The sequence below is a fragment of the Aliidiomarina sanyensis genome (assembly GCF_003987175.1).
Taxonomy (GTDB): domain Bacteria; phylum Pseudomonadota; class Gammaproteobacteria; order Enterobacterales; family Alteromonadaceae; genus Aliidiomarina; species Aliidiomarina sanyensis.
In genome coordinates this window covers 15,774-39,168 of sequence record NZ_PIPM01000016.1, presented here as the reverse complement: position 1 = coordinate 39,168, position 23,395 = coordinate 15,774, and the positions used below count along the sequence as shown (strand labels likewise).

At 52.2% G+C, this 23,395-nt stretch carries 30 protein-coding genes; 5 read left to right on the top strand and 25 right to left on the bottom strand.

What is annotated here, in order from left to right:
* The first annotated feature begins 8 nt into the window (after positions 1-8).
* The 4 genes from rpsR (at position 9) to alr (ending at position 3,395) form a co-directional block, all read left to right on the top strand.
* Positions 9-236, top strand: a complete 228-nt coding sequence (gene rpsR / locus CWE11_RS10950) for a 30S ribosomal protein S18 (protein WP_007419241.1) — start codon at positions 9-11, stop codon at positions 234-236.
* Positions 237-250: 14 nt separating this feature from the next.
* The gene (gene rplI / locus CWE11_RS10945) at positions 251-703 is read left to right on the top strand and encodes a 50S ribosomal protein L9 (RefSeq protein WP_126777669.1); all 453 of its coding nucleotides are present in this window, start codon (positions 251-253) and stop codon (positions 701-703) included.
* Between the two features lie 135 nt (positions 704-838).
* Complete coding sequence (gene dnaB / locus CWE11_RS10940) at positions 839-2,248, top strand: replicative DNA helicase (RefSeq protein WP_126777668.1); 1,410 nt, start codon at positions 839-841, stop codon at positions 2,246-2,248.
* On the top strand, positions 2,238-3,395 hold the full coding sequence (gene alr / locus CWE11_RS10935; protein WP_241971786.1) for an alanine racemase: 1,158 nt from the start codon (positions 2,238-2,240) through the stop codon (positions 3,393-3,395). Before dnaB ends, alr begins: the two co-directional genes overlap by 11 nt.
* Positions 3,396-3,481: 86 nt before the next feature.
* Here alr and zur read toward each other — a convergent pair whose 3' ends face one another.
* From zur to CWE11_RS10890, 9 genes are all read right to left on the bottom strand, one after another.
* On the bottom strand, positions 3,482-3,958 hold the full coding sequence (gene zur / locus CWE11_RS10930) for a zinc uptake transcriptional repressor Zur (protein ID WP_126777667.1): 477 nt from the start codon (positions 3,956-3,958) through the stop codon (positions 3,482-3,484).
* A gap of 234 nt (positions 3,959-4,192) precedes the next feature.
* Positions 4,193-4,714 (bottom strand): single-stranded DNA-binding protein, encoded by a 522-nt coding sequence (gene ssb, locus CWE11_RS10925; RefSeq protein ID WP_126777666.1) that lies wholly within the window; start codon positions 4,712-4,714, stop codon positions 4,193-4,195.
* A 10-nt stretch (positions 4,715-4,724) separates the two neighbouring features.
* A complete protein-coding gene (locus CWE11_RS10920; RefSeq protein WP_126777665.1) occupies positions 4,725-5,150 on the bottom strand; it encodes a DUF2528 family protein in 426 nt (141 codons plus the stop codon).
* 1 nt (position 5,151) lies between these two features.
* Complete coding sequence (locus tag CWE11_RS10915; protein WP_126777664.1) at positions 5,152-5,484, bottom strand: hypothetical protein; 333 nt, start codon at positions 5,482-5,484, stop codon at positions 5,152-5,154.
* Positions 5,485-5,694, bottom strand: a complete 210-nt coding sequence (locus CWE11_RS10910) for a TraR/DksA C4-type zinc finger protein (RefSeq protein ID WP_126777663.1) — start codon at positions 5,692-5,694, stop codon at positions 5,485-5,487. It lies immediately after the preceding gene.
* The gene (locus CWE11_RS10905; RefSeq protein WP_126777662.1) at positions 5,687-5,959 is read right to left on the bottom strand and encodes a pyocin activator PrtN family protein; all 273 of its coding nucleotides are present in this window, start codon (positions 5,957-5,959) and stop codon (positions 5,687-5,689) included. Before CWE11_RS10905 ends, CWE11_RS10910 begins: the two co-directional genes overlap by 8 nt.
* 2 nt (positions 5,960-5,961) lie before the next feature.
* Complete coding sequence (locus CWE11_RS10900; protein ID WP_126777661.1) at positions 5,962-8,643, bottom strand: toprim domain-containing protein; 2,682 nt, start codon at positions 8,641-8,643, stop codon at positions 5,962-5,964.
* A 32-nt stretch (positions 8,644-8,675) separates the two neighbouring features.
* A complete protein-coding gene (locus tag CWE11_RS10895; RefSeq protein ID WP_126777660.1) occupies positions 8,676-8,948 on the bottom strand; it encodes an Ogr/Delta-like zinc finger protein in 273 nt (90 codons plus the stop codon).
* 31 nt (positions 8,949-8,979) lie between these two features.
* Positions 8,980-9,165 carry a hypothetical protein gene (locus CWE11_RS10890; protein ID WP_126777659.1) on the bottom strand — a complete coding sequence of 62 codons (186 nt, stop codon included), beginning with the start codon at positions 9,163-9,165 and terminating at the stop codon, positions 8,980-8,982.
* Between the two features lie 75 nt (positions 9,166-9,240).
* Here CWE11_RS10890 and CWE11_RS10885 point away from each other — a divergent pair, with 75 nt between their 5' ends.
* Positions 9,241-9,564, top strand: coding sequence for a helix-turn-helix domain-containing protein (locus tag CWE11_RS10885; RefSeq protein ID WP_126777658.1), 324 nt, complete (start codon positions 9,241-9,243; stop codon positions 9,562-9,564).
* Here the strand turns inward: CWE11_RS10885 and CWE11_RS10880 are convergent.
* The 16 genes from CWE11_RS10880 to CWE11_RS10805 form a co-directional block, all read right to left on the bottom strand.
* Positions 9,561-10,553 (bottom strand): contractile injection system protein, VgrG/Pvc8 family, encoded by a 993-nt coding sequence (locus tag CWE11_RS10880; protein WP_241971785.1) that lies wholly within the window; start codon positions 10,551-10,553, stop codon positions 9,561-9,563. The two genes, CWE11_RS10885 and CWE11_RS10880, sit on opposite strands and share 4 nt — an antisense overlap.
* A gap of 47 nt (positions 10,554-10,600) precedes the next feature.
* Positions 10,601-11,053 carry a phage tail protein gene (locus CWE11_RS10875; RefSeq protein ID WP_126777656.1) on the bottom strand — a complete coding sequence of 151 codons (453 nt, stop codon included), beginning with the start codon at positions 11,051-11,053 and terminating at the stop codon, positions 10,601-10,603.
* Between the two features lie 6 nt (positions 11,054-11,059).
* Positions 11,060-14,476, bottom strand: a complete 3,417-nt coding sequence (locus CWE11_RS10870; protein WP_126777655.1) for a phage tail tape measure protein — start codon at positions 14,474-14,476, stop codon at positions 11,060-11,062.
* Between the two features lie 2 nt (positions 14,477-14,478).
* Positions 14,479-14,604 (bottom strand): GpE family phage tail protein, encoded by a 126-nt coding sequence (locus CWE11_RS10865; RefSeq protein ID WP_126777654.1) that lies wholly within the window; start codon positions 14,602-14,604, stop codon positions 14,479-14,481.
* Between the two features lie 20 nt (positions 14,605-14,624).
* On the bottom strand, positions 14,625-14,960 hold the full coding sequence (locus CWE11_RS10860; RefSeq protein ID WP_126777653.1) for a phage tail assembly protein: 336 nt from the start codon (positions 14,958-14,960) through the stop codon (positions 14,625-14,627).
* 64 nt (positions 14,961-15,024) lie between these two features.
* The gene (locus tag CWE11_RS10855; RefSeq protein ID WP_126777652.1) at positions 15,025-15,540 is read right to left on the bottom strand and encodes a phage major tail tube protein; all 516 of its coding nucleotides are present in this window, start codon (positions 15,538-15,540) and stop codon (positions 15,025-15,027) included.
* 78 nt (positions 15,541-15,618) lie between these two features.
* Entirely contained in the window at positions 15,619-16,788 is a 1,170-nt protein-coding gene (locus CWE11_RS10850; RefSeq protein ID WP_126777651.1) for a phage tail sheath protein, read from the bottom strand.
* 154 nt (positions 16,789-16,942) lie between these two features.
* On the bottom strand, positions 16,943-17,218 hold the full coding sequence (locus CWE11_RS10845; RefSeq protein WP_126777650.1) for a hypothetical protein: 276 nt from the start codon (positions 17,216-17,218) through the stop codon (positions 16,943-16,945).
* Positions 17,208-18,482, bottom strand: coding sequence for a reverse transcriptase/maturase family protein (locus CWE11_RS10840; protein WP_126777649.1), 1,275 nt, complete (start codon positions 18,480-18,482; stop codon positions 17,208-17,210). The genes CWE11_RS10845 and CWE11_RS10840 overlap by 11 nt, the downstream gene beginning before the upstream one ends.
* Positions 18,479-18,844 (bottom strand): diversity-generating retroelement protein Avd, encoded by a 366-nt coding sequence (avd, locus tag CWE11_RS10835; protein WP_126777648.1) that lies wholly within the window; start codon positions 18,842-18,844, stop codon positions 18,479-18,481. Before avd ends, CWE11_RS10840 begins: the two co-directional genes overlap by 4 nt.
* Positions 18,845-18,906: 62 nt before the next feature.
* On the bottom strand, positions 18,907-20,118 hold the full coding sequence (locus CWE11_RS10830) for an SUMF1/EgtB/PvdO family nonheme iron enzyme (RefSeq protein ID WP_126777647.1): 1,212 nt from the start codon (positions 20,116-20,118) through the stop codon (positions 18,907-18,909).
* Positions 20,115-20,654, bottom strand: coding sequence for a phage tail-collar fiber domain-containing protein (locus CWE11_RS10825; protein ID WP_126777646.1), 540 nt, complete (start codon positions 20,652-20,654; stop codon positions 20,115-20,117). Before CWE11_RS10825 ends, CWE11_RS10830 begins: the two co-directional genes overlap by 4 nt.
* Complete coding sequence (locus CWE11_RS10820; RefSeq protein ID WP_126777645.1) at positions 20,654-21,397, bottom strand: phage tail protein I; 744 nt, start codon at positions 21,395-21,397, stop codon at positions 20,654-20,656. Before CWE11_RS10820 ends, CWE11_RS10825 begins: the two co-directional genes overlap by 1 nt.
* Positions 21,390-22,322, bottom strand: coding sequence for a baseplate J/gp47 family protein (locus CWE11_RS10815; RefSeq protein WP_126777644.1), 933 nt, complete (start codon positions 22,320-22,322; stop codon positions 21,390-21,392). Before CWE11_RS10815 ends, CWE11_RS10820 begins: the two co-directional genes overlap by 8 nt.
* Entirely contained in the window at positions 22,319-22,666 is a 348-nt protein-coding gene (locus CWE11_RS10810; RefSeq protein WP_126777643.1) for a GPW/gp25 family protein, read from the bottom strand. The genes CWE11_RS10815 and CWE11_RS10810 overlap by 4 nt, the downstream gene beginning before the upstream one ends.
* Positions 22,666-23,322, bottom strand: coding sequence for a phage baseplate assembly protein V (locus tag CWE11_RS10805; protein WP_126777642.1), 657 nt, complete (start codon positions 23,320-23,322; stop codon positions 22,666-22,668). The genes CWE11_RS10810 and CWE11_RS10805 overlap by 1 nt, the downstream gene beginning before the upstream one ends.
* Positions 23,323-23,395: the final 73 nt, after the last annotated feature.

Below are 23,395 nucleotides of genomic sequence, written 5' to 3'. Positions count from 1 at the left end.
AGAACACCATGGCTCGTTTTTTCCGTCGTCGTAAATTCTGCCGCTTTAAGGCAGAAGGCGTAAAAGAGATCGATTACAAAGATATCGCTACGCTGAAAAACTATATCACTGAAACTGGTAAGATCGTCCCTAGCCGTATTACCGGTACTTCAGCTAAGTATCAGCGTCAGCTGGCTCGCGCAATCAAGCGTGCCCGTTACCTGAGCTTGCTGCCATACACTGATGGCCACAAGTAAAGGAGACTGTAACGATGAATATTATCCTTCTTGATAAAGTTGCAAACCTTGGAAGCCTGGGCGACCAGGTCACTGTGAAGTCTGGCTATGCCCGTAACTTCCTGTTCCCACAAGGTAAAGCCGTTCCAGCTACCAAAGCAAACGTGGAAATGTTTGAGCAGCGTCGTGCTGAATTGGAAGCTAAATTGGCCGCTGATTTGAAAGCAGCAGAAGATCGCGCTGAGAAAGTCAACGCACTGGACACAATCGTAATCGCTTCTAAAGCGGGCGACGAAGGTAAGTTGTTCGGTTCAATCGGTACGCGTGATATTGCGGATGCAATCACTGCGGCTGGCGTTGAAGTGAAGAAGAGCGAGATTCTAATGCCTCACGGAACCATCCGTGAAGTTGGCGAATACGAAATCGAACTGCAACTTCATGCAGACGTACTGGCTGCTGTCACTTTGAAAGTGGAAGCAAGCGAGTAAGGATTACATATCCTTTCCAATAAAAGCAGCACCTCGGTGCTGCTTTTTTTTTGTGGCCTGTGTATTATCAAACGTCGGTCGTAAGGCACGGCCCACCCAATTTCATCCCTTTAAAGCAATTTGGAAGCGAACTCTGTGGCTACAAAGAATTCATCGTCGAGAACGCCAAAAACAAACGACGCGAAGCTTGATGCGCTGAAAACTCCCCCGCATTCAATTGAAGCGGAGCAATCGGTCCTCGGTGGTCTGATGCTCGATAATCAGGCTTGGGATAATGTTGCTGAGCGAGTAATTACGGATGATTTTTATCTGCTCTCTCATCGTATGATTTTCGCTGCAATGCATCGCTTAAGTGAGCAAAACAAGCCGATTGACCTCGTTACGTTGACCGAGCGGCTTGAGCTGACCAATGAACTTGAGCGTGTCGGTGGAACCGCCTACTTGCTGGAGATTCAAAAGAACACGCCAAGCTCAGCTAACATCAATGCATATGCAGATATTGTGCGTGAACGCGCGTTACTTCGTGAAATGATCGGTGTCGCGAACGAAATAGCGGAGGCAGGATACGATACGCAAGGTCGTCCGAGCAAAGAACTCCTTGATTTTGCGGAGTCCAAAGTCTTTGCGATTGCCGAAAAGCGCAGTTCGAGCTCTGAGGGACCACAAAGCCTCTCGGGTATCTTGGATCGGACCTTAGATCGTATCGAATATCTTGCGAACAACGCGACGCTGAACGGGGTTACCGGTGTATCGACAGGATTTACGGATCTCGACAAGAAGACGGCGGGATTGCAGCCTTCTGACCTCATTATTGTCGCTGCTCGCCCGTCCATGGGGAAAACGACCTTCGCGATGAACCTAGTGGAGCGAGCAGCTCTCAATGAAGAAAAGCCAGTCGTAGTGTTCAGCCTCGAGATGCCTTCTGAACAAATTATTATGCGGATGCTCGCTTCGTTGAGTCGCGTGAACCAGACGTCGGTCCGTACGGGTGATTTGGATGATGATGATTGGGCGCGAATTGGCTCAGCGATGACAGTGCTCAAGGAGAAGGGCAAACTCTATATTGATGATAGCTCGGGTCTCACACCCACGGAGGTCCGCTCCCGTGCACGCCGAATCGCCAAGGAGCATGGTGGGGTGAGCATGGTGATGGTCGATTATCTTCAATTAATGACCGTGCCTGGGATGTCGGAAAACCGAACGCTCGAAATTGCAGAGATTTCGCGCTCATTAAAGGCGCTTGCGAAAGAGCTTAAATGCCCGGTGGTTGCGCTGTCTCAGCTGAATCGCTCCCTTGAGCAACGTTCGGACAAGCGTCCAGTAAACTCAGATTTACGTGAATCGGGTTCGATTGAACAAGATGCGGATGTCATCATGTTTATTTACCGGGATGAGGTCTATCACCCGGAAAGCGATGATAAAGGATTGGCAGAGATTATTATCGGAAAACAAAGGAACGGCCCCATTGGCCGGATTAAGCTGATGTTCCACGGCCAGTATTCACGATTTGATAATTATTCAGGCGCGGCGATTGATGACGACTAGTCTTACTTCAAAACGTCACGAGTTGATTGTGATGCGCCCCGCGTGGGCTGATATTGATCTCGGCGCGCTTCACCACAATTTAAAGACAATTCGAACCCAAGCCGGAAAGAAACGTGTCCTTGCGATCTTAAAAGCGAACGCCTATGGGCATGGACTCTCACGGATTGCACAAGAGCTTCAGGATATCGATGCGATCGGTGTTGCTCGGGTGGACGAGGCCTTGCAATTGCGTAATGCCGGAGTGACTCAACCGATTGTATTACTCGAAGGTTTTTTTGAGGCTAAACAAATTCCGGTGTTGGCGGCAAGTAACATTCAGCCAGTTTTGCACACCAAACATCAGGTCAACCAATTACTCCAAGCAGATAATCTGCCGCAAGCGATGCGGGTTTGGATAAAAGTTGACACGGGAATGCATCGCCTTGGTCTCAATCTTGAGGATGTGGAACGAGTCTATACCCAATTAAAGGGCTCGAGAAACGTTGTTGGCGAGCCGGTGATTATGAGTCACTTTGCTTGTGCTGATGAGCCGGCACATCCTCAAAATCAGGTACAGTTGGCACGCTATGCGCAAGCAGTGAAAGTGCTCCCAGAGTCAGTGACTTCGATGGCAAATAGTGCCGCACTCTTTGCTTCCCTCGCGCCGGATTATGATTGGGTCCGCCCAGGTCTTTCGCTATACGGAATCAGTCCTTTTCCCGGAGGGGTAGGACGAGAGCTTGCCTTGCAACCGGTCATGAATTTGCAAGCGAGCTTGATTTCAATTCGAAAAATCAATCAAGGTGAGTCGGTCGGATATGGTGCGGCTTGGACTGCACCCCATGACACGTGGATTGGGATTGTGGCAATTGGCTATGGTGATGGATACCCGCGGCATGCGCCCCAAGGAACGCCAGTCTGGATTAATGGTAAGGAATATCCTTTGGTGGGTCGGGTAGCCATGGATATGATCACGGTGGAGCTCGGCCCCCACATGAGCGCGCAACTTGGTGATACAGCACAGCTGTGGGGCCCCGACCTTGCTGTAGAACGAGTGGCTGAAACCGTGGGAACGATCCCCTATGAGTTACTTTGTAACGTCGCTCGCCGCGTGAACCTGCACTATATTGATGGACATGATGTGAGTGGGTTGGGCGAGGTATCCTGACGGTCGGTGACTTTACCTCAGAGCAACGGACGATTCTCAAATCAACAAAGGCGCCTTAGGCGCCTTTGTTGATTTGTCGCTTCGGATTATTGTAATCCGCTTTCATCCTCATTCACGCTGTCAGCAGCGCAGGCTTCGCAAATGCCGATGGCCTCGACAGTTTGCTGCTGCACGGTGAACCCTTTCTTCTGGGCCTGCTGAAGAAACTCTTCATGCACACCCTTCGAGTGAATTTCTTGCACATTGCCACAATGTGAGCAAATGAGCATTTGCACAGGGTGTTGTTTCTCAAAATGGGAACAGAGTACATAGCTGTTCGATGATGAAACTTTGTGCACGAACCCTTGCGCTTGCAAGAACTCAAGGGCGCGATAAATTGTGGGTGGCTTCGCGTTTGGCATTTCCTGCTTGAGTTGTTCAAGGAGGTCGTACGCACCGATTGCACCGTCATGCTGTGATAACAGGGCAAATACCTCTTTACGTGTGGGGGTCAGTCGTACGCCGCGTCTTTCGCACATAGCCTCAGCACGCTGAATGAGTTGCTCAGTTGCTTGTCTACTCATAATTCCTTACTCAAAACATCAAGCTGCCCTTGCATCTTAGCATGGAAACTCGACCGCTTGGCAAGGGCAGATGTCGCTTGCTGTTTTTTCCGGCTCATTTGACGTAAAATGCGCGGCCCGAAGAGAGGAGTTTTGCATGATCAGTGTCGCGCCCATGTTAGACCGGACAGACAAACTATAATTTATAAGGCTTTGTCGCGGTCTTGGGTGACCAGTGGGTGACCGGTCATATTTTTATGGGTGACTCCCACCTCCGCGAGGATTTGGCCATTGCGCATTAGTACCACCTTGGAAACCTTGCTGATTTCCAACATAGCCGCCCGCAGGTTGCTGGCCGCCTGTCTGGCCGTTGGCATTCCCGCTATCATTGCTTTGCGCACCATGGCCGCTGAATCCTCCAGCTCCTTGATTCGCTCCGGCGGAATCGAGCATTTGCATTTCATTTGCAATAACCTCTGTTGTGTAGTTGTCTTTGCCGTCCTGACCTTGCCATTTGCGCGTTTGCAGGCGACCTTCAATATAAACCTTTGAGCCCTTACGCAGGAACTCGCCGGCTATCTCCGCCAGGCGGCGATAAAGAACAACCCTGTGCCACTCGGTTTGCTCGCGCTGTTCACCGCTTTGCTTGTCTTTCCAGCTTTCACTGGTGGCAACGCTCAGGTTAGCGATAGCGGTACTGTTCTGCGTGAAGCGAACCTCCGGGTCAGCGCCTAGGTTGCCAATTAAAATAACTTTGTTGATACCTCTACTCGCCACATTAAACCCCTTAAAAATTACCTGTTGGTAAATTCGATTTTAATTCATCTTTGCTCAGCTCTTTAACCTCATTCAGCTCAACTTCAAAGTCTTCAGGGCAAGCGCTAGTAGAGATAAAGTAAATACCTTTACTACCATCTAGATTTGGGTAAGCCTCCTCGCCAAAGTAACGATAAAACTCTACTGATACCCCATAATTATTAAGGCCTTCACCTAACTTCATAGGCGGAACGAGTTCCGCTATTCGCCTGAGTGCCGCCTCTATATGGCAGCCTTTTGCATCCCTCAGGTAAGATTCTGAATAAGCGAAGTATTCGTTTAGTTCTTTGCAGAATTCAGATAATGAACTGAAATGCTCATCTTTCCATTCAGTATCTATTGCCAGCCGGGTCACAATTCCACTGAAAGTTTCAAATTCATAAAGTTTAATAGACATATTAACCCCCTTTTACCTGAGAAAACTCAATGAAAGCCCGGGGCGGGTTAAAGCACAAATTCGTCAATTCATCCATCGAATCAGAAAAAACCTCATAATACCCACCTTGCTCCTCAGCGTTCTCACATAAAGGCTTAGCTACACCCAGAAACAAACGAATATAGCCAGCCAGAGAATCAATATCCGACTTTAAACCCTCAGCGTGAACCGCGCCCGTTGCGCCACTAGCAATACGTGACATTTCTCGCCAGAACTCATCGGCGTTATAACTCCCCAAGTCACGCAATAATATTTCCAGTTTTTTGCGCGCATAGTCCTTGTCTAAATTTTTCATCTAACGTACCCCACGTCTTCTATTATTAACTTTCTCCCAATCATCCCGGCAATCGGCATCACACCAGCGCTGGTTGTTGGGCATGTCTTCCCCGCAGTTCAGGCAGTAGCCTGTTGCGTGAACCTCTGGGCCTTTCACTCGCGCGGCCTCTAATTGCTTTTCCTGCATGTACTCATTCAGTTCTGCAGCTCTATCTACTGGATCAGCCATGCAGCCTCCCTGGTGAATTCACTTTTAAAAAATTATCCTTGGCCGCCTGCCGCTGCTTGTCGATATGCTCAGCCAAGTCGCGTACGTCAATAAACCAACGTGCCTTTTCTGAGTCGCGCAGCTTGAATGCCGGCACCGGTAGCAATTGAGCTGAAGCCAACATGCGCGCCTGCTTCTCCTTCATGCCAAAGAACTCTTCACAAACCTGATCCAAAGGCACGCTTGGCTTTTCGAATCTGGCCATTAACAACCAAACGGTATTCATGATCATGACTCCCTGTGAAATACCCAGCATTTAACACTGGTGGGCTTTTTGCGCGCCACACCCGGCAAGGTGTTAAAGCGGCGATTGATTGAGCTGTTCACCACCTTCTGGCCGATAAACTTACGTTTACGGCTGGCCTTAAGTAGCTTCTTCAGCTCTGTCATTGGCGGCAGCTGCTGGCGGTGCTCAAAGGCAACTTCTGAAAGGTGGTTAAGGTTTATTGCGATCTCGTCTTCGTTGGCGCTGTGGTTAACCTGGGGTTCTTCAAACATGTCCTCGAGGTAATCCACAACATCCCAGAATTCCTGAACAACAGGGTGGTCTGCGCTTACAGCTTTCTGACGCTGCACAGCCATGCGCACAAGCTCTTCACGGGTCTTATCCAGCTGGTGCTGGGTAACATCAGCCACAATGGCCAAACAGTCCACCAGCGCCATAATCTGTGCGTGTGTCCCCATGATGCGCTGGGTTTTAAGTTCTGGGTGTGATTCCAGCTGTTTACGGTACTGCTTATATTTTTCGTTGAAGTGCTCGAGCACGGCCTTTTCATTCATGGCGCACTTGAGCATAAAGCCACTAACTTCTTCCATCGGCATGGATTCAAGTATTTGCGCAGCTTCGCGCGTTGCTGCAGTCTGCCCTTTGCGGTCAGTCATAATGTGAACGATACGCGAAAGCACCGCTTCGCTTGCCTGAACCTCAGCGTTCTGGGCAATAACAATGGCACCACGAAAGGGTGGCTCATAGGTTTCGTTGCCCGAGTTCTTGAGGCCACGCGCACGCACTGAGCGCCCGTTAAACGCGGTTTTTAGTTCATCCCAGTCAAAGCCTTTTTGCTTCGCGTCCTTACCGTCACCGCGATCACCTTCAATCAGAACGACCGGCATGTTCGACACCTGGCTAAAGTTACGCGCCCGGGCTGCCAGCGTAGATTTAGAAGGGTCAAAGCCTTCGTAGTCACGGCGGCCGCAGAGTTTCCACATGAACTCAATCAGCGTTGACTTACCGGTACCAGGCTCACCAACCACCTCCAGAAACGGAAAGCTTTTGTGTTCTTCACGTATCTGCTCTGCGTAAAGCGAACCGAACCAGAACGCCAGCGCCGCAAAGCCCTTCGCGTCAAAGGCATTCCACAGGGTATTGGTCCATGACTTGTTCAGTTTTTTAAAGTCGGTTTCAAGGTGCAGGTCCACTGACTTGTTCAGGCTTTTAACGCTGAGCTTGCCCAGGTCAAAGTAGTCCTCTTCGTTCAGAACGGAAAGCTGACCATCCTTCACGGCAACATCACCCAGCACATAAGCACGGTGCGTCTTGCTGTAGCCAATAAAGTCGACGGTTTGCACGCGCTTAATGTCGTAAAGCTGCTCCTTCATTAGGCGGTCTAACTGACCAGCTGTGCCGGTCCAAACAGCGCCTGGGGCAACACCCATTAAACGCTTCTTAAATTCGCTGGCACTGGAAAGCTGGCCACCGGTAAAGGTGTTCTTCACGTTCTCACCGTCATGCGGGAAGGCAACGCGGAAGTAGTACCAGCTTTCATCAGTTAGTTCGTTGGCCTGGTAGTACAGCGCCTGGGGGTAGCAGGCCGCGATTTCCACCACGGTACCGGATTCTTTTAGCGCTTCGTCTTTTAGCTCTTCTTCGCTGCGGCCCTCGTTGTCAGGGCTACCAATAAGCTGTTCAAGTGCTTTGTTGTAGCGGTCCAAGTCCATCTTGAACCAGTAAAGGCGGTTGTCCTTGTTGAATGGGAACTCTTTTTTGCCGGTCTTGCGGTACATGAGTTTTGCTTTTTCGTTCGCACTTTTCGCGATCAGCAAATCACCCAGGTACTTGTACTCTTTGAAGTCGTCAGGCTTTAAGCGGTCGCGCTGCAGCAACTCATTCCAGTCCAGTTTAACGCGCCCAGCTGGCGGCTGAGCGGCGCCACACTCCCAACCTTCTTTTCTGTACTTTGCTACGAACTTGCGGGTGAATGTCTCGCCGGCCCTGCCATCATCGAGCGCAAATATCAGCTTTGGCCGCTTCTTAACGCCTTTCTCAACCAGTCGCTTCTGCAGTAGGTCAAGCGCAACGTCAGGGTAGTTGTTGCAGGTCATTAAGCTAACAGCCTGAATGCCAATATGCGCGAGCGCAATAGCGTCAAAGATGCCTTCAACTAACCAGATTTCATCTGTATTGATGTCGAACGTAGGCGGCTCCCACCAATAACCTTGGTAACTGCCTTTAAAGTTCGCCTTCATCTTGCCGAAGCGCTGGGGCTTATCAATAAAGCGCTCCCATGTTGCGCCGTTCGGCAGGTCGAATAGCACCGTGGCGGTGCCAATATCGCGCTTAGGGCACCAGTAAGAGCCTTGTTTAAACCAACCGCTGATTAACTCTAGGCGAAAACCGCGCGCATCACGCATGTATGCCTTGGCAGTGGCAATAGGGTCTTGTGGTGTTGGCTGGAATCGCTCTGACCAGCTATTGAACAGATCGGAATAAATGTCCTTGATATGAATTTCAGAGCCGCACTTATTCAGGCGGCCGCAACGCAGCACCCAAGGCGCCTCAGAGTTTGCATACAGTTCTTTTTTACCACAACTGGGGCAACGCCCCTGCTGAAGAAAGCCCGTAGCGCCCTCTTTAAAGTCGTAGTCATTTAAAAGGCGAGGTAAAACCTCGCGCTTCAGTTCTAAATTCATTAGGCTGCTCCCGTTAACCCACGCACGCGGGCTTAGCCGTTTGCTGTTTTTGTTGTTATGCCACGAACCTCAAGGTTCACAGACGGGTCAGGCATTGCTGAAGGGGTAATGGTGTGAACAATCTCTTCCATGGTGGCGTAGGTGTGGCCACATTCGATGTTCTGGCACTGCAGGTATCGCTTGGTGACAAGCTTACTTTCCTCTTTGGATGAACGAACCTTGGCGCATGAACCGCAGTGAGGGCACTTGTAGCGCCGAGTGGTGTATCTTACTTTCCCGTTCAGGGCGGGCTTGTTACTTTGCATGTCGCTAACTCCTTCTTGCCATTGCCGGCAGTTATTTATTCTTTTCTCTAATGGACTCAACTACCATCATGCGCACCTGGGCGCTTACCGAACGGAAGTTTTCATCCGCGCGGCGCTCAACCTCTGCAAGCTCTTCAGGCATAAGGCGAACCCAGACAGGCTTCGAGGCGACACCCCGGGGGGAATATGTACGTGCTTGTTTTTTTGCAGTATTCATGGCTGTATCATTGTGCAAGTTAAATAAGTACAGCTATTCTTTCTATATTCATGCAAAAAGTCAACGGTGATTTATATGAACGATGAAAATTATAAGGCAATATCAAAACGCTTGGCGGAAGAAAGAACTCGCTTGGGGCTGTCTCAAACCAAAATGGCGGAACTGGGCGATTACAGTCTGGGCGCTTACCACAACTACGAAACTGCAAAGAAGCTACCAGACTTGAAATACCTGATAACCGCGCAGGAAAGGGGGCTTGACTTGCTTTATGTTATTCACGGAAGGCGCAGCAGCGAAAGCGGAAGCGAAGCGCTTCAGGGGCTTATGAGAAAAATTGAACAACTCAGCGAAAAAGAAAGGGCCGCAATCACGGCCCTGGTCGACGCGCTTGCAACCTAGTCAGGAACCGCGCTGTTTTTTACTTCCATCTCTAACGCTGTCGTGAAGCCAGCATCAGAAATCGAGTGGGTTACTCGCACCAATATCCAGTCTGCAGCGTCTATCTGGCGCTTGTAACCCTCTACCTTCACTGGCGTTTCAGGGTACAAATCAGCATTACCTTCCACCAAAGTCACAGTAAAACTGGCCGCCCCGCGTTGAATTTTATCCCATGCTGCCCGTGCAGCACGCTTTGCGTTGCGCTCGTTCGCGTAAATATGCCTGAGCACCTTTACGTTCTCGCTGTCGCCGGCCATGTACTGATTGTCGCTTCCGGAAACTTCAGCGCTGTCTATTTCCGCTCGGTCGTTATCTTGCCATTGAGCAACCACCCCAGTGTAAGCCTCGCGGTCAGCAACAGAGAAGCTGTGCATGTCGCCCTGCTGGCGTTTAATTGTGATCGCATTGAGGCGCATGCCGCTGGCTGTCTTGCTCTCGCCAGACTTAATGAAAAGCAACCGTTCATTTTTAACCGTAGCAATGGCGTCAAACTCGGTAGCCAGGCGGGAAAGAAAGCCGGCATCTGACTCACTTTGCTGGTCGATATGCTCAATCACTTCACTTTGCCATTGTTCATCAACAGCGCTTTGCAGGTTATGGCGCCCGGCAATAATTTCAACAATATCCTTTATGCTCAGGTCGTCATAACTCTCTTCGTGCAACCGCTGCAGGCCTGCGCGCATGTCTGCAGATTTACCCGATATGCTCAGCACGTCAGCGGGCCCAGTGTGTCGAACCTCGTCAATGGTGAAAACTCCCTTATCAGTCAGCCCTTCACCCGCCCAGCCAATCCAGACTTGCATTTTTGCGCCCCGCGGGGGCATGTCAAGCTGGCCGTCACTGTCATCAAGAGCAATGTCCACGGTATCGGTCTCAAAGCCCTTGTTGTCGACCACGCTCAGATTAATCAGGCGGTCTTTAATTTCGGTGGTAATGTCATTGCCATTCACCACCACCTTGTAAGCCGGCTGCTTTCGCTCGTTGTTTTTGGGTAGCATCAGCGCAGCCCGCCTAAGATACTTGCACCCAAGCTCAGGTTGCCAAGGTCAGCACTGCCAATGCGGTTGCGTGACTTATCATCAGTACGCTTTAGCTTCATGCTGAATTCAATCTTGCGGGGAGCGCCGTCATTGAAAAACTCGGTCTTGGTTTCCTTGATATCCAGAATTGCAAAATGGCCGTACGTGTAGCCTTCGCCATCTATCAGCGGGTAAGACTTACCACTGTCAGCCATTCGGGTGACCTCGTTCAGGCTGGCTCTGCCACCAGTAACCTCTGGCCGCAGTTCTCCGCTGAGCGTTATAAATTCGTTATCTACCCCTGTAAACTGACTGGATGGCCGGGCGCCCACCCGGGGGTTGTCCGGGTGTCGCCAAGCTTTGTCATGCTCAAGGGTTTGGTAAGGTGCGGTTCTTCGCTCAAACACAAAGAACCCTAGCGTCATCATCATGCGCAATTACTCCAAGTCAGCTAAACGCGAACGCTCGCGCGCAGCTGCGCGGCGGTCTCTCTCTTCAATTTGCCGCGCAACTTCACGCGCAATATCTTGCGGGCTTTGCCCAGGTGCAGCCTGAATAACAATAGCCCCTGGTGCAATCTCTGTGCTGAACTGTTGGGTCAGCTGAGGCGACGGCTTGGAAACCTGCGCGCGCTGCCGAACAAAGGCCTGCTCGTCCGTGTTTATTCTGCGTATCACGTCAGAGTTGTCAGGCATTCCGGCTGACTCAACCCGCTCACGAATGGTGCGTGTGGCGTCCTCAATCTCAGGCAGTGAAGCGGCTTGCAGCTCCTGAGTTATGATCATGGTGCCGTTCGGCATTTGCACCATGCGCGCAGGCTCAACCACTTGGTTTATTTGCTGCTGCTCCGCCGCCGCTGGCATGGCAACAGCCCCAAGCATGATAGTTCCAGCCGCTGCAGCTTTTAGCTTGTCAATGCTTCGGTCCATCTCCTTGATGGGCGCAGCATTGTCACCAAGACCGATGGCCAAGCCATTCATGGTGTCATCACCATACTGCTGAAACACCTTGCTTGGTGAGTTAATGCCAAGCTTTTCTTTAAACCAGCCTGCAACGGATTCAGCGGCTCCGGTAACGCGGTCGCGCACCTCAGCCAGCTTGCCCGTTATACCGCCCATAAGGCCGTTCAGTATCTCAGCGCCAAAGCCATTAAACCGCTCTGGCAAGCTACCAAAGAACTGAAAGGTCGACTGCCAGCCTTGCATAATCAAGCCAAGGGGTGACCACTTGAATATGGTTTTCATCAGCTCCCACGTTTCAACTGCAGCCGCGTGCCAGTCAACCTCTCGGATCCAATCAAGCACCGCAGTAAACCCTTGAACAACCAAGCCCAGTGGCGACCATTTGAATACGGTTTTCATTAAATCCCATGCTTGCGAAGCTCTACCCGCCCAATCAATCTGACCAAGCCATTCGGAAGCCGCCGAGAATCCTCGGGTCATCAAGCCCAGCGGTGACCATCGGTAAATGGTTTTCATCACATCCCAACTGCGACTTGCTGCGCCCCGCCAGTCTACGCCTTTTAACCAGTCGACCGCACCACCAAAGGCGCGAACCATCAAGCCAAGTGGCGACCATTTGAAAAGGTCGCTCAGCGTCACTCCAAAGCGGTCCATAATAGACATGGCGCCTTTAACCAACCCGCCCAACATTCTGAACGGTGCGGTTACCAGGTAAATAGCTGGCTTAATGATAGCCGCCAGAACGCGGCCAAACGCTTCACCTGCAGAGCCTGCTTTTTGCAAAGAATCAGATCCGGACTCCACAGGCGTTAACAGCCCCGAGAACCAGCCGGCCACTGACTTAATAACTGAGCCAAGCCCTTTAAACACATCAATGACAGGGCTTAACGCTGGCATGATTGGCGCGAACACGCCTTTAAAGCTGCTCGCCATTGCGCGTATTGCATCGAACACTGGTGAAAGTCCGTCAACTATTCCGCGGCCAACGCCTTTAAAGAACGCTGTCAGCGGTTCCCAGTATTTGCGCACCAGAATCACGGCCGCGACAATTCCAGCAATGCCCGCTATTACCCAGCCAATCGGGGTGGCCATCAGCGCGGCGCCAAACTTCAGGGTAATTGCAGTCAACCCTTTAAACACAGCCCCCAGCATGGGCAATAGCTTTATACCCAGCACGGTGGTGGCATATCGCATCATAGCGAAGGGACCAAGCAGGCCAGCAATCGTTAAGGCCAGCGTGCCGCCTACAGCGGCCAATGCGGCAGTGGCACCGGCAACCATGGTAATAGTTCGAACCAGCTCAGGGTTTTCCTTCATCCATGAGCCAACGGAGCGAACCACTTCGGTTATATTCTGGATCAGCTCTCGGATTCCCGTGTCATTGGTTTCGAATAGTTGAATGCCAACATCTTGCCATGCAGAGCTTAGGGATTGCATGTCGCCCTTGGCGTTGTCAGCCATTACATTGGAAACTCGCATGGCTTCACCAGCAGAATTTTCGAGTATGCGAACGAACTCTTCAATCGCACCTTCCCCTTGCTGCTTAACCAACTCGGATATACCCGCGCCGGCTCGGGATCCGAATATCTGCGCCAATACCTCCGCCCGCTCTGCATTTCCCATTTCTTTGGTGGCGTCCATGACGTCCTGCAGAATAGCCGGCATAGCCCGCATGTTGCCTTCAGCATCTTTTGTGCTGAGCCCTAGCGAATCCATTGCAGCCGCTGCGGGCCCTGTTTGGCTTACCAGTCGATTGAATATTTCCCTGAGCGTAGTACCCGCCTGGCTACCCTGAATACCAATATTCCCTAGCAAGCCAGCCATGGCCGCCGATTCCTCCACGCTGATACCCAGCTCCCGCGCATTAGGAGCCATGTATTTCATCGTTTCACCAAGCATATTCAGATCTACGTTCGCTCGCGTTGCTGTCGCAGTAAGAACGTCGGCAAGCCGATTCATCTCAGCAGGCGCCATACCGAAGGCTGAAAGTATATTGGATGAAATATCCGCCGTTTGCCCTAGCGCAAGGTCACCCGCCCTGGATAGCGCGAGCATTGCGGGCATAGCATCTTGTATCGCTTTAGGATCGAAACCAGCCATGGCCAGAAAGCCCTGACCTTCACCGACCTCTGTTGCTGAAAAGCTGGTGGTGGCCCCTAACTCCCTTGCCTGCGCCCTGATAGCGGCCAGCTCAGCAGAATCTTTTTCTAAACGCGTCAAAGCCTGCACTCGGCTCATGGTCGCGTCAAAATCAGCGCCTGGGGCCATGGCTCTACTGCCGGCATATAGCGCCGCAGAGCCGCCAGCTGCAGAGCGAGCACCAACGCCCGCAAGCTGCCCCCGGAACTGCATGGTCTGGTCATAAGCCTGCCGCGCTTGAGAAAGCCTGCGGGTCTGCTCGTTTACCTGCTGTAGCTCGCGCTTTTGTCTGGAAAGCGCCTGTGTTGCCTGGTCAGTTTGCTGGCGAAGGTTGCGGCTCTCTTGCGCAAGGTTGCGGGTGTTTACACCGCTTTGCTGCAGCGCGTTGCGTTGCTCGCGCGCAGTTCTCGTCAGCGAGTCTTTCTGGTCACGCAGACGGCGAACGTCTGCCTGGGCGCTCTTCATTTCGCGCGCCATCGCTTTTGTCGGGTTTTGTGCGTTTCTGAATTCACGTGAAAGCTGCTGAGCGCGCTGCTGGGCACTGTTCAACTCTCGGTTTGTGGTTTGCAGGGAGTTTTGCGTTTGGCGGAAGCCATCAACGCGCTTGGCCTGGTCGTTTAGTTCGCGAATGCGACCTTGCGTAGCTCTTATATTTTGAGAAGCTCTGCTGGCAGCCTCACCAGTCGAGCGTAGCGGCTTGGTTATCTTGTCTACTGCAGAAAGCAGCACCTGAAGGCGTAGTTGTCCTGACATTATTACTCTCGGCGGTTCAGGGCCTTCAGGCGGTCAATGGCTTTTTCCCGCCATCCGGCTAGTTCTTCTAGCTCCATGGGCGCCATATCTTCCGGCGCCCAGTGGAACACGCACGCAATGTCTGCCATTGCGTCATCAACTGAGTTAACTAGCTTTCTGGGCTCTCCATCTCGCCCCGCATCTTCCGGCTGAGCAAAAAAACAGATAGCGCACTCCCGATTTGCACCAGGTCGGCCGGGTCTAGGTTCATCACTTCCATTTCACTAAGTGACGGCTGCGTGATTCGAGGCAGCACTTTGTTTAATGCGTTCACGTCCATTTGCAGAACATCGGTGAGCGCAACGCCACGCAGCTCACCTGAACGCGGCTTACGAATCGTGATCACCTTAATGACCTCTTCACCACGCTTTACCGGGGTATCTAAGGTCACTTTCTCAAACTGCTGCTGGGGCTGTTGTGTTGGTTCTTTTGCCTTGTCAGACATGCTTGCTCTCCGCTTAAAAAAGCCCCGTGCCCGGGGCTTTGGTTGGTTTAGTTGGGTTGGTTAGTTACAGGCCAATAGCGCGGCGGTGCTCTTCGAGCATGTCAACGCCATTCACAATGTGCACCATGGCCACCGTGTCGATTTCAACTACGGTTTCACCGTTCACCACTTCTTTGTAGTAGGTGTTCACAAAGTTAACCGTGGTATTGCTTTCTTCACCGGTCTTGTAGTCGCCACGGTCGATTTCCTGAATGCGGCCACGCTGCACAATCTCCACAGCAGTAACTTCGCCCGTATCGTCCTGCTGGAATGAACCAGCAAAGCGCAGCATTACGGCGTCATGCGTAGCGCTCGCGCTGTTGCGCAGAATGTCAGCTTCGTAACCACCCAAAATGCAGCTGGTGTCTAAAGCGTCATCGTCAAAGCCCATGTCCGTTTTTGCGGTACCAGGCATGCCGCCACCGCGATACGCTTCCATTTTTCGGCTCAGGCTTGCGGGCGTGAATTGCTCCGCTTGGCCAACCCAGTTGTCCCCGTTGAAAAACAGGTTCATGTATTTAAGCTTTCTTGGTAATGCCATGTTCTTCCCCTTACGCTGCAGCGCCTGCTTGCAGCCAGTGAGTAGGGCAGCGGCTACGCACCGCTGCGCGTTTAACTATTAAGCCGCGGCAACAGCTGCAGCAAAGTCGATTAAGTAGCGGTCTGTAATCCGCTGCTGGAATACCAGGTCTTCAAGCGGCGGCACAGGCGTGTAGTCGTAGTCGATGTACAGCTTGCCTGCCTTCAGCGTGTCCTGGTCGTTCAGCTCTTCGTTGTACCAGGCTTCACCGTTCACGATATAACCCAGCGAACGCAGCTCGCGGAACTTGGCGTTGATACCTTCAACGATGTCTTTAACCAGCGTTGGGGTAATTGGCTTATCAACCGCCCACATGTGCGCTTCTGCAATCGTGTCTGCAAGCACTTGAGCGGTGCGGGTGTAGTTCTCAAACGCAAAGAGTGGGTCATCTGATGTAGTGCGAGAGCCCCAGAAGCGAAAGCCATTTGAGCGAATCAGCGTGGTTACATCGTTGCTATTGAGGTAGCCGGCATCAGTTGCAGGGTCCTGCAGGTCAAAGAAAATGTCTTTCGTAATGCCGTCAACGCCGTTAACACCTACGTTCGAAAGGGTTTTATGCCAGCCAGTTTCGCGGTCGATTTTAGCCCGCAAGCCAAGGGCTACAGCCGAAGCCCAGAGGGCGTTGCTTTCGTTGGCGTTAACATCCCATGCGGTGAAGTCTGGCCAGATAACCATGAGTTCACGCGCTGAGAAGTTTTCGCGGTAGGTCACAACTTCTTCTTTGGTTTGGCAGTCGTTTGCGTACACGTAGCCGAACGCGCGTAGCTTTGCTGCAATCGCCGCTAACTCACTCGCCACAGCCAAGGCATCAAGCCCAGGCGCGCCGATGATGCGAGGTTTAACGCCAAGCTTTGTTTCTGCTACCAGTAACGCTTGCAGGCCGGTGTACTTGCCTGTTTCGTCAACGGTACCGATAACATTTGAGGTGGTTTCTGATTCGTCAGCGCCTTCTTCAACGCGAACAACCACCACCATGGGGTTGGTTTGCGAAGTGATTGCGCGCAGGGTTTTGCTTAACGTGCCTTCGGTACCGGCTTTGCCAATCGCGGCTTGCGGGTTTGTTAAAAGCACCGGCGTGTTCAGTGGGAACTTCTCTGCGTCTGCATCGCTAGCAGTGGCCACAAAGCCAATGATAGACGTCGCTACGCTGCGAATGGTGCGGGTGCCTTCGTTTACTTCGACAACTCGCACGCCGTGATGGTATTCCATAGGGTTTCTCCGGTCCGGTTGGTGGAACAGTTCGTTACATGCAAGGCCAAGTTTGCAGCGTTGTTGCGGGGCGGGCTATCTGGTGCGGTTGTAGGGAGTATGCTGACAACGTAAAGGGCGTGACAGGGGCGGCGAGCGCCCCTGTTGGGTTGGTTTAGTCTTCAAATAGAGGGAATCGCGCTTTAATTTCTTCGACCTTCGAGCGCCACGCCTGTTCTGCCTCGCTGGTTTGGTCAAATTGCCACTCCATGTATAGCGGGTCAGACTCTTCGCGGTACGCTTTTTGACGCTTACAAAGAACCTGTTCGCGCTCAAAATTGTACTGGCTTTGCACCGATTCAATTTGCTCCTGGTTCATGCCAAGGTTTTGCATGTAATCAACGCTGTGGTCGGTGTGCGTCACACCTTTGTAGATATAGCTAAAGCTCATGTTTAGTTCTCCTGAACGGTTTTGTGAATAGCGCGGTGCGCAAATTAAAGGTGTTCGCGTGACTGGCGTGGCCAAGCCATGATTGAACCTTTTGTTGGATAGTCTTAATGTCCATTTTTCCTGCAGCGTACTTCTTGCGGTACTTCTTCATGTTCGTCTTCATTCGCTTCACACTGCACTTTCTTAGTAGGCGGTGTGTTGAGTAAATCCGGTACCCAAGGAAGTCCAGCGCTCGCCCTTTACCCACTCCAATGGGGAACACTTGCGTTTTTTGGTTGGTGCAGAGGCCAAGCTCACTATTAAGGAATCGCTCCACTTCTACACGCCACGCATGCAGCTGCTGCTTGTCGTGGTGAATGAAAACAAAATCATCCATGTAACGAACGTATCGCTTTGCGCGCAGGGTGTGCTTTGCGTAGCGGTCTAGCTCATGCAGATACACGTTCGCAAATAGCTGGCTGGTTAAGTTCCCAAGCGGAATGCCAACGCCGGGCGTTTCTGTTGGGCTGGTGTCAATAACGTATTCAAGCAGCGAAACCATGCGCTGACACTTAAGCTTGCTGCTAACCAGCTGCTTTAGAACGTCATGGCGAATGCTTGAGAAGTACCGGCTTATATCTGCCTTTAGTGCATAGGCTTTCCCGTGGCCGCGCTCAACCTGGCGAATGAATAATTGCGCTCGTTCTGCGCCCTTATGGGTGCCCTTGTTGTTTCTGCAGGCGTAAGAGTCGTATTCAAAGCGTTTATCAAATAGCGGCTCTATCAGGTTGTAAATTGCCCGGTGAACCACTCGGTCGCGGAAGTTTGGCGCGGATATAAGGCGCCGCTTCGGCTCGAATACATAGAACTGGTGGTAAGGTGATGCGTGATACATGCCCCACGTCAGCTCGTTCTGCAGGTCTATGATGTTTTCTTCAAGGTTATTGAAGAACTTCAGAGAAGACGCCTTGTGAGCCTTCCCTTTTCTGCATTGGTACGCTGCTGTAAGTAAGGCATCAAACTGAATTAACTGCTCGTAAAGGCAGCCACTGGACGCATCCAGCGGCTTAATCTGTTTTTCAGCATTTGCTGAGGCTGCCGCATCCTTTTGAAAATGGCACTGACACTGCCCCATGAGGCAGGTGTTTCTGGCCGTGTCATCAAGAGCGGGGCGAAACCCGATGTTGCTGTTCGAATTAGAACGGGAGTTGTTGAGGTTCAAAGCCCCCAGCCCGGCATTCGAGCCGTTGTTCCAATTGCCGCCACGTAGCGGGAGACGCATCATAATGCTGCAGCCTTAACTGGCTTGCTTGAGTTTACGTGCTTTATCCAGCCGCCCAGCATCTTGCCGATTTCTACCATCATCGTGATCCAGATTTGGTAGCGCCGGTTGTCAATGTGGCCAAGCTCTTTTGAAAGGCGCGCTTGTCGCTTCAGAAGCGTTAGCTCAACGTCAAGGTCGGTCAGCGTGGTCTTTTTATGGTACCGCTTAAGGGCGGTCACAATTAGGCGGTGAGTTCGCCACATCGTTGCGCGAATCTCTGCGGCCAGTCCATGCTTCTCATAACGCGGGAACTGCTTAAGAACTACGTATCCGTACTTAATCATTTCAAGGCATTTCTCTTCAATGCTTAATGACTGCGACATCCTTTACTACACCTTTTTAAAAAGGCCGCGCTACCGCGCGGCAGACAAAACACAATGCTCAGTTACACAAAGAAAGCGGGGCGAAACCCGATGCTGCTGTGCGAAAGAGAACGGGAGATGCCGAGGCGCAAAGCCCCCAGCCCGGCACTCGAGCCGCTGCCCCAATCGCCGCCACGTAGCGGGAGACGCTCGCCATAGTTCCGCGTGTATAGTCGACCACCAACTGTCTGGTCTGTCGCCGTTTCCAGCAGCAAGCGGCGCAGCAACTGAATAGGCGTGTAACTTGGGTCTTGTGACATGCTCCGGAAGTCAATAAAGTTGCTGTTTCCAGAGTTCGCATCATCCCCGAGATCACCCATGCGGTTGGTTACTGTGGAGTTCAAAATAGGGTTGCCGCCAGTCTCGGATGTTGAGTCATAATACGCCTGGTGAGGCGTCCAGTTAGCCTCTGCAACTGATGGGTTATTGTCCAGCGTTGTAATGATTCGGCCGTCCTGCAGCTTCATCTGATCGATCCATTCCCACACGTTTCCAACCAGGTCTTGAATGCCAAAGTCGGTATGGTCATGACCCCAGGCAGCTGGTCCTTTACCTGTGTCAGTGCGTCCTGTGCCATCACTGTCACCAGGAATGCCGCCGTCAGCGCGCGGTGCTGTTTCCCAGTAGTTCACATGGCTTCGGCCGTGGTTGGTGTTGCCGCGCGGCACCGTGCCGTTAGCTAGCGACCAAAGCGCGATAGCTGCCCACTCGTGGATGCTCATTAAGTGCCAGTTATCACCCTTCTGCGTACAGAAGTTTTTGGCTGTATCAAAGTTCACGCTCACGCGAGGCTGAACGCCGCCAACCACTGCAGTGCCGCCAGAAGCGTTGGACGCCAAGAACTTGCCAACCAGAATTTCAGAGCGGGGCGCACCGTTGGTTTGAAAAGCTGGGTGAGTGCCGCTGCCAAGGTCCAATTCAGTAAGCCCAAGGTCTTCTACGTTGAAGCGAGGCACAACCACCATGACGTTAGGGTTGCCCTGCGCATCATAAACAACTGTGTTCTTGCCGCCACTCGCGCTTTCAACGGCTTTTTTGTAGCCATCTGTAGCGATAATAGTTAAGCCGCTCGCCTTTTCATCGTAGGTCTGCTCGACCTGCTGAATGGACTGGTTAACTTTCTGGTCAATGTCGCCCATTTTGCCGGCTACTTCCTGAGCTAGCTGCTGGGATGCTTGGGTTTGTTCGACCGATGCGGACTTTAGGTTTTCAATTTGTTCAGCGATAGTGCTCACAGCGAGCCCTCCATAGTGCGAATGCGCTCACTTAACTGCATATTCCAGTGAGCGTTTTTGATGATTGCAGCGCCAGTGTTCAGGAACGATGCCGCTGCAGCGATAAACTCAGCATCCAGTACCAAGTTCAGGTTTTCTGCGCCCACCACAACGGTAACGCTGTTGGTTGGTAGTGCGCTTAAGTTAAGCGTGAACCACTGAATGACCTTAACAGCGGGCGTGCGGTAGCCCAGCGTTTTGCCAGACTGTGAGTACACACCAAGCAATGTGCCGTCAGAAAGGAAAATTCCAATCTCTCGAATGGCGTATTCCAGCTCGCCATCGAATACGCCAGCCATGCGCATGTTCTGGCCGCCGTCTTGCCAGTCATTAATCTCGATGCGCTCACGCTCATTGTTAAGCTGCGTCTGGTTCTGGCTTGGGTTGTAAGCTGCGTCACCAAACGCCATGTGTGTAATCTCAGCTTTCAGGCCTTTGCTTTGTGCGTCCAGGCACGCGGCAAGGCCCTGCTGGGTGAACTGAAGTTTCAGTGCCATTAGGCCACTCCCATTAGTGAATAATCAGATATAACCAGCTGGTGTGAGCCACCGGCCAGCCGCCCTTCAATCTCAAATTCTTCAGGCAGTACGCCATTAAAAATCGCGTCATGCTCACGGCAGTCAATGCGGTGGGTAGCGTTGTATGTGCCAAGGTCAGCTTCTGCCTCGTCTGGTACCACGCCTTGTTCATTAAAGCCTGTGTCAAAAACGCCATAAGAAGGGCTGCAGCCAGCCGCTAGCGCAAACTCTTCATCTAACGCAATACCCAGCTGAACATTAAAGTGGATGCTGCCGCGCTTCGCTGTGTTAACGGTTTCCGTGACAAGCTTTAGCATTTCAGCCGTGATAAGGCCGTCATCTTCTCCGGTCAGGTTTTCGTTCAGTAAAGCAATAACGGTCATTGTTCCTGGTGTGCCGCTGCCGTTTTGCTCCCACCACTCGGTAACATTAGTGCTAATGCCAAGCCCATCTAGCGCATGCTGCACCGCAAAGGGTGTGGCTTTGAATCTGTGCACCTCGTATGCGTTCTTAACTACGCGGCGCTTGGTGTGCTCGCCCCAGTGGTCGCTCCAGCTGTCCACTGAGTAGGCCCATGCAAGCCAAGGAAGAAGTTCCGCGGGGCAGGTGTCCGGGTTCCATAGGTCGCGTATATGTACGGGCAGCGAGGTGCTGCTTTCAATAATGCGTTCAAGGTCTTTTTCCAGTGCGCTGGCGTTGGGGGGTAATAATGACTTAGCCATTGCTTACCTCGCTATTGACGTCGATTGACGTACAGTAGGCTGCCTGTGTTGGGCTTACGCTGATATTTCCATCAGGCTGGTGTAGCTCAACATTATCAACGCCGGGCTGGTGAAGCGCTCTGTGCAATCCACTGCGCGTTATGTCGGCGCCTAAGCGATGTTGCTCATCTGCGTACTTCTGCGCTGCAGCGATTGCTTGCTGTCTAATTACGCTGGCGTCAGGCCCTTGCTGCAGGTATATCGTGGCTTCCACCTGGTAGCTAATAATGGATGCGCTTTGCACTGTAACGCGGTCGCCTTGTGGTCGAATCTTTGAGGTGCCTAGCTGCTGGGTGCCATCAGCGCTAATGCCAAAGTGGGCGCGCACAGATTCGATAAGCTCGGCACTGGAATGGCCGTTGCCCTCGTTGCTTAAAATAGTCAGTTCTATTTCCGTCGGCTGTGGGCTGGCAGCCAGGGCGTCACGCACCAAGCCGTTAGCGCCCAGTGCGTGGAAAATATAACCGTCGATGCTGCCCGCGGTGTTTAAGCCGTCAAAGGCCATTTGTACACGGCGTCTTAGCGCTTCATCGTCTTCCATTGCGGCAGGTTCTGGCGGGTTGGCGTCAGGGTTCGCAGGCTGAATGGTTAAGCGCTCGATGTTATAGCGGCTTGCCAGCGCATCAAGGTCGCGGCCAGTGGCGCTCGCCAGTATATTGGCGCGCGTAGCGTCGTTAATGCGGGCCGTCAGGTACATTTCACGGTATGCAAACACCTGCAGTAGTCGCGCTGCAGGGTCAGATTCCAAGCTAAGTGATTGCGCATAATCAGGATCAAGGTTAATCAGCATGGACTTAAGCGCCTGGTACTTCTCTTCGAAGTCTGGCACTTCAATAATGTCAGGCACTGGCACCTTTGAAAGGTCAATCAAGCGGTATGTTGTCATTCGTTCACCTGTATGCCTGCAATCGTTATCATTTCGCCGGTGTCCACGCGCTCAGCCTCCATTGAAATAATTACGCGGCCGCTCTGGTCGTGGTATGGGTCCAACCTGGTAACATTTATGCGCGGCTCCCACTGGGTCAGTGCGCTTACCGTGGCCGCCATCAGTCGCAACCGATTCGCCCGGTTAACTGGCTGGTCTATCAATTCAAAAAGCAAGCTGCCGTAGTCTCTGCGCATGACGCGGCTACCAATTGGCGTGGTTAATATGTCGCGCACTGACTGTCGAATGTGATCCGTTTCATCAATCGCTTTGCCGGTGCTCCGGTTCATTCCATGCCATGCCATTACGCCACCGGTCCAGTAGTGCTAGAGCCCGAAGTAACACCTGCGTGTTGGTGCTCTGAATAGTCATCGCCATCAATCTTAAGGCCGCCATCAACGCTTGCGCCACTTTTAATCGCTGCGCCTCCGTTGGCAGCTAGCGCGCCAGTAACGGTGGCGGTGTCTTTCATGGTGGCTGCGCCCTGCAGTTCAGTCGTACCTTTCACAATCGCGTTGCCGCCTACCGTTAAGTTGCCGGTGGTTTCCGTTTCAGGGCAGTCGACCTTAACCCGTTCACTGGCTTGAACTTCTGCGTTCTTCACGCCAGTCACTTTCAGAAAGCTGGTTTCTGGGTCGTACTCAATCACCGCGCCGTCAGGGTAGGTAATGTGGTCCCGGTTTTCGTGGTCATCTTGCTCTGGGTTCTCGTTAGAGTTAATTGCAGGCAGTACATAGCAGTTGGCCAAGTCGCCACACAGTGACAGCAGCACGACCTGCTCACCAACGCTAATACGCCAGCTGCGCTTCGACGCGCCTGCGCGCTGAACCAGGTATGGCCGCCAGTCGGTTAGTATTTTGCCGGTGCGCACGCGAACCTTGCCCGCTTTGGCTTCTTCAACAACGCCAATGCGAATCATGTTGTCTATGCGGCGGTTTAGCTCTGCAATCTTCTCTCTCATGCCGCCAAGTTTGCAGCGTTGCAGCGGGGCGGGCTATCTGGTGCGGTTGTAGGGAGTATGCTGACAACGTAAA

Bases quoted from the DNA above. Each gene is read 5' to 3' on its own strand.
- rpsR (WP_007419241.1), top strand. From the start codon at position 9: ATGGCTCGTTTTTTCCGTCGTCGTAAATTCTGCCGCTTTAAGGCAGAA.
- rplI (WP_126777669.1), top strand. From the start codon at position 251: ATGAATATTATCCTTCTTGATAAAGTTGCAAACCTTGGAAGCCTGGGC.
- alr (WP_241971786.1), top strand. From the start codon at position 2,238: ATGACGACTAGTCTTACTTCAAAACGTCACGAGTTGATTGTGATGCGC.
- zur (WP_126777667.1), bottom strand. From the start codon at position 3,958: ATGAGTAGACAAGCAACTGAGCAACTCATTCAGCGTGCTGAGGCTATG.
- CWE11_RS10920 (WP_126777665.1), bottom strand. From the start codon at position 5,150: ATGTCTATTAAACTTTATGAATTTGAAACTTTCAGTGGAATTGTGACC.
- CWE11_RS10915 (WP_126777664.1), bottom strand. From the start codon at position 5,484: ATGAAAAATTTAGACAAGGACTATGCGCGCAAAAAACTGGAAATATTA.
- CWE11_RS10910 (WP_126777663.1), bottom strand. From the start codon at position 5,694: ATGGCTGATCCAGTAGATAGAGCTGCAGAACTGAATGAGTACATGCAG.
- CWE11_RS10905 (WP_126777662.1), bottom strand. From the start codon at position 5,959: ATGAATACCGTTTGGTTGTTAATGGCCAGATTCGAAAAGCCAAGCGTG.
- CWE11_RS10900 (WP_126777661.1), bottom strand. From the start codon at position 8,643: ATGAATTTAGAACTGAAGCGCGAGGTTTTACCTCGCCTTTTAAATGAC.
- CWE11_RS10895 (WP_126777660.1), bottom strand. From the start codon at position 8,948: ATGCAAAGTAACAAGCCCGCCCTGAACGGGAAAGTAAGATACACCACT.
- CWE11_RS10890 (WP_126777659.1), bottom strand. From the start codon at position 9,165: ATGAATACTGCAAAAAAACAAGCACGTACATATTCCCCCCGGGGTGTC.
- CWE11_RS10885 (WP_126777658.1), top strand. From the start codon at position 9,241: ATGAACGATGAAAATTATAAGGCAATATCAAAACGCTTGGCGGAAGAA.
- CWE11_RS10875 (WP_126777656.1), bottom strand. From the start codon at position 11,053: ATGATGATGACGCTAGGGTTCTTTGTGTTTGAGCGAAGAACCGCACCT.
- CWE11_RS10870 (WP_126777655.1), bottom strand. From the start codon at position 14,476: ATGTCAGGACAACTACGCCTTCAGGTGCTGCTTTCTGCAGTAGACAAG.
- CWE11_RS10865 (WP_126777654.1), bottom strand. From the start codon at position 14,604: ATGGCAGACATTGCGTGCGTGTTCCACTGGGCGCCGGAAGATATGGCG.
- CWE11_RS10860 (WP_126777653.1), bottom strand. From the start codon at position 14,960: ATGTCTGACAAGGCAAAAGAACCAACACAACAGCCCCAGCAGCAGTTT.
- CWE11_RS10855 (WP_126777652.1), bottom strand. From the start codon at position 15,540: ATGGCATTACCAAGAAAGCTTAAATACATGAACCTGTTTTTCAACGGG.
- CWE11_RS10850 (WP_126777651.1), bottom strand. From the start codon at position 16,788: ATGGAATACCATCACGGCGTGCGAGTTGTCGAAGTAAACGAAGGCACC.
- CWE11_RS10845 (WP_126777650.1), bottom strand. From the start codon at position 17,218: ATGAGCTTTAGCTATATCTACAAAGGTGTGACGCACACCGACCACAGC.
- CWE11_RS10840 (WP_126777649.1), bottom strand. From the start codon at position 18,482: ATGATGCGTCTCCCGCTACGTGGCGGCAATTGGAACAACGGCTCGAAT.
- avd (WP_126777648.1), bottom strand. From the start codon at position 18,844: ATGTCGCAGTCATTAAGCATTGAAGAGAAATGCCTTGAAATGATTAAG.
- CWE11_RS10825 (WP_126777646.1), bottom strand. From the start codon at position 20,654: ATGGCACTGAAACTTCAGTTCACCCAGCAGGGCCTTGCCGCGTGCCTG.
- CWE11_RS10820 (WP_126777645.1), bottom strand. From the start codon at position 21,397: ATGGCTAAGTCATTATTACCCCCCAACGCCAGCGCACTGGAAAAAGAC.
- CWE11_RS10815 (WP_126777644.1), bottom strand. From the start codon at position 22,322: ATGACAACATACCGCTTGATTGACCTTTCAAAGGTGCCAGTGCCTGAC.
- CWE11_RS10810 (WP_126777643.1), bottom strand. From the start codon at position 22,666: ATGGCATGGCATGGAATGAACCGGAGCACCGGCAAAGCGATTGATGAA.
- CWE11_RS10805 (WP_126777642.1), bottom strand. From the start codon at position 23,322: ATGAGAGAGAAGATTGCAGAGCTAAACCGCCGCATAGACAACATGATT.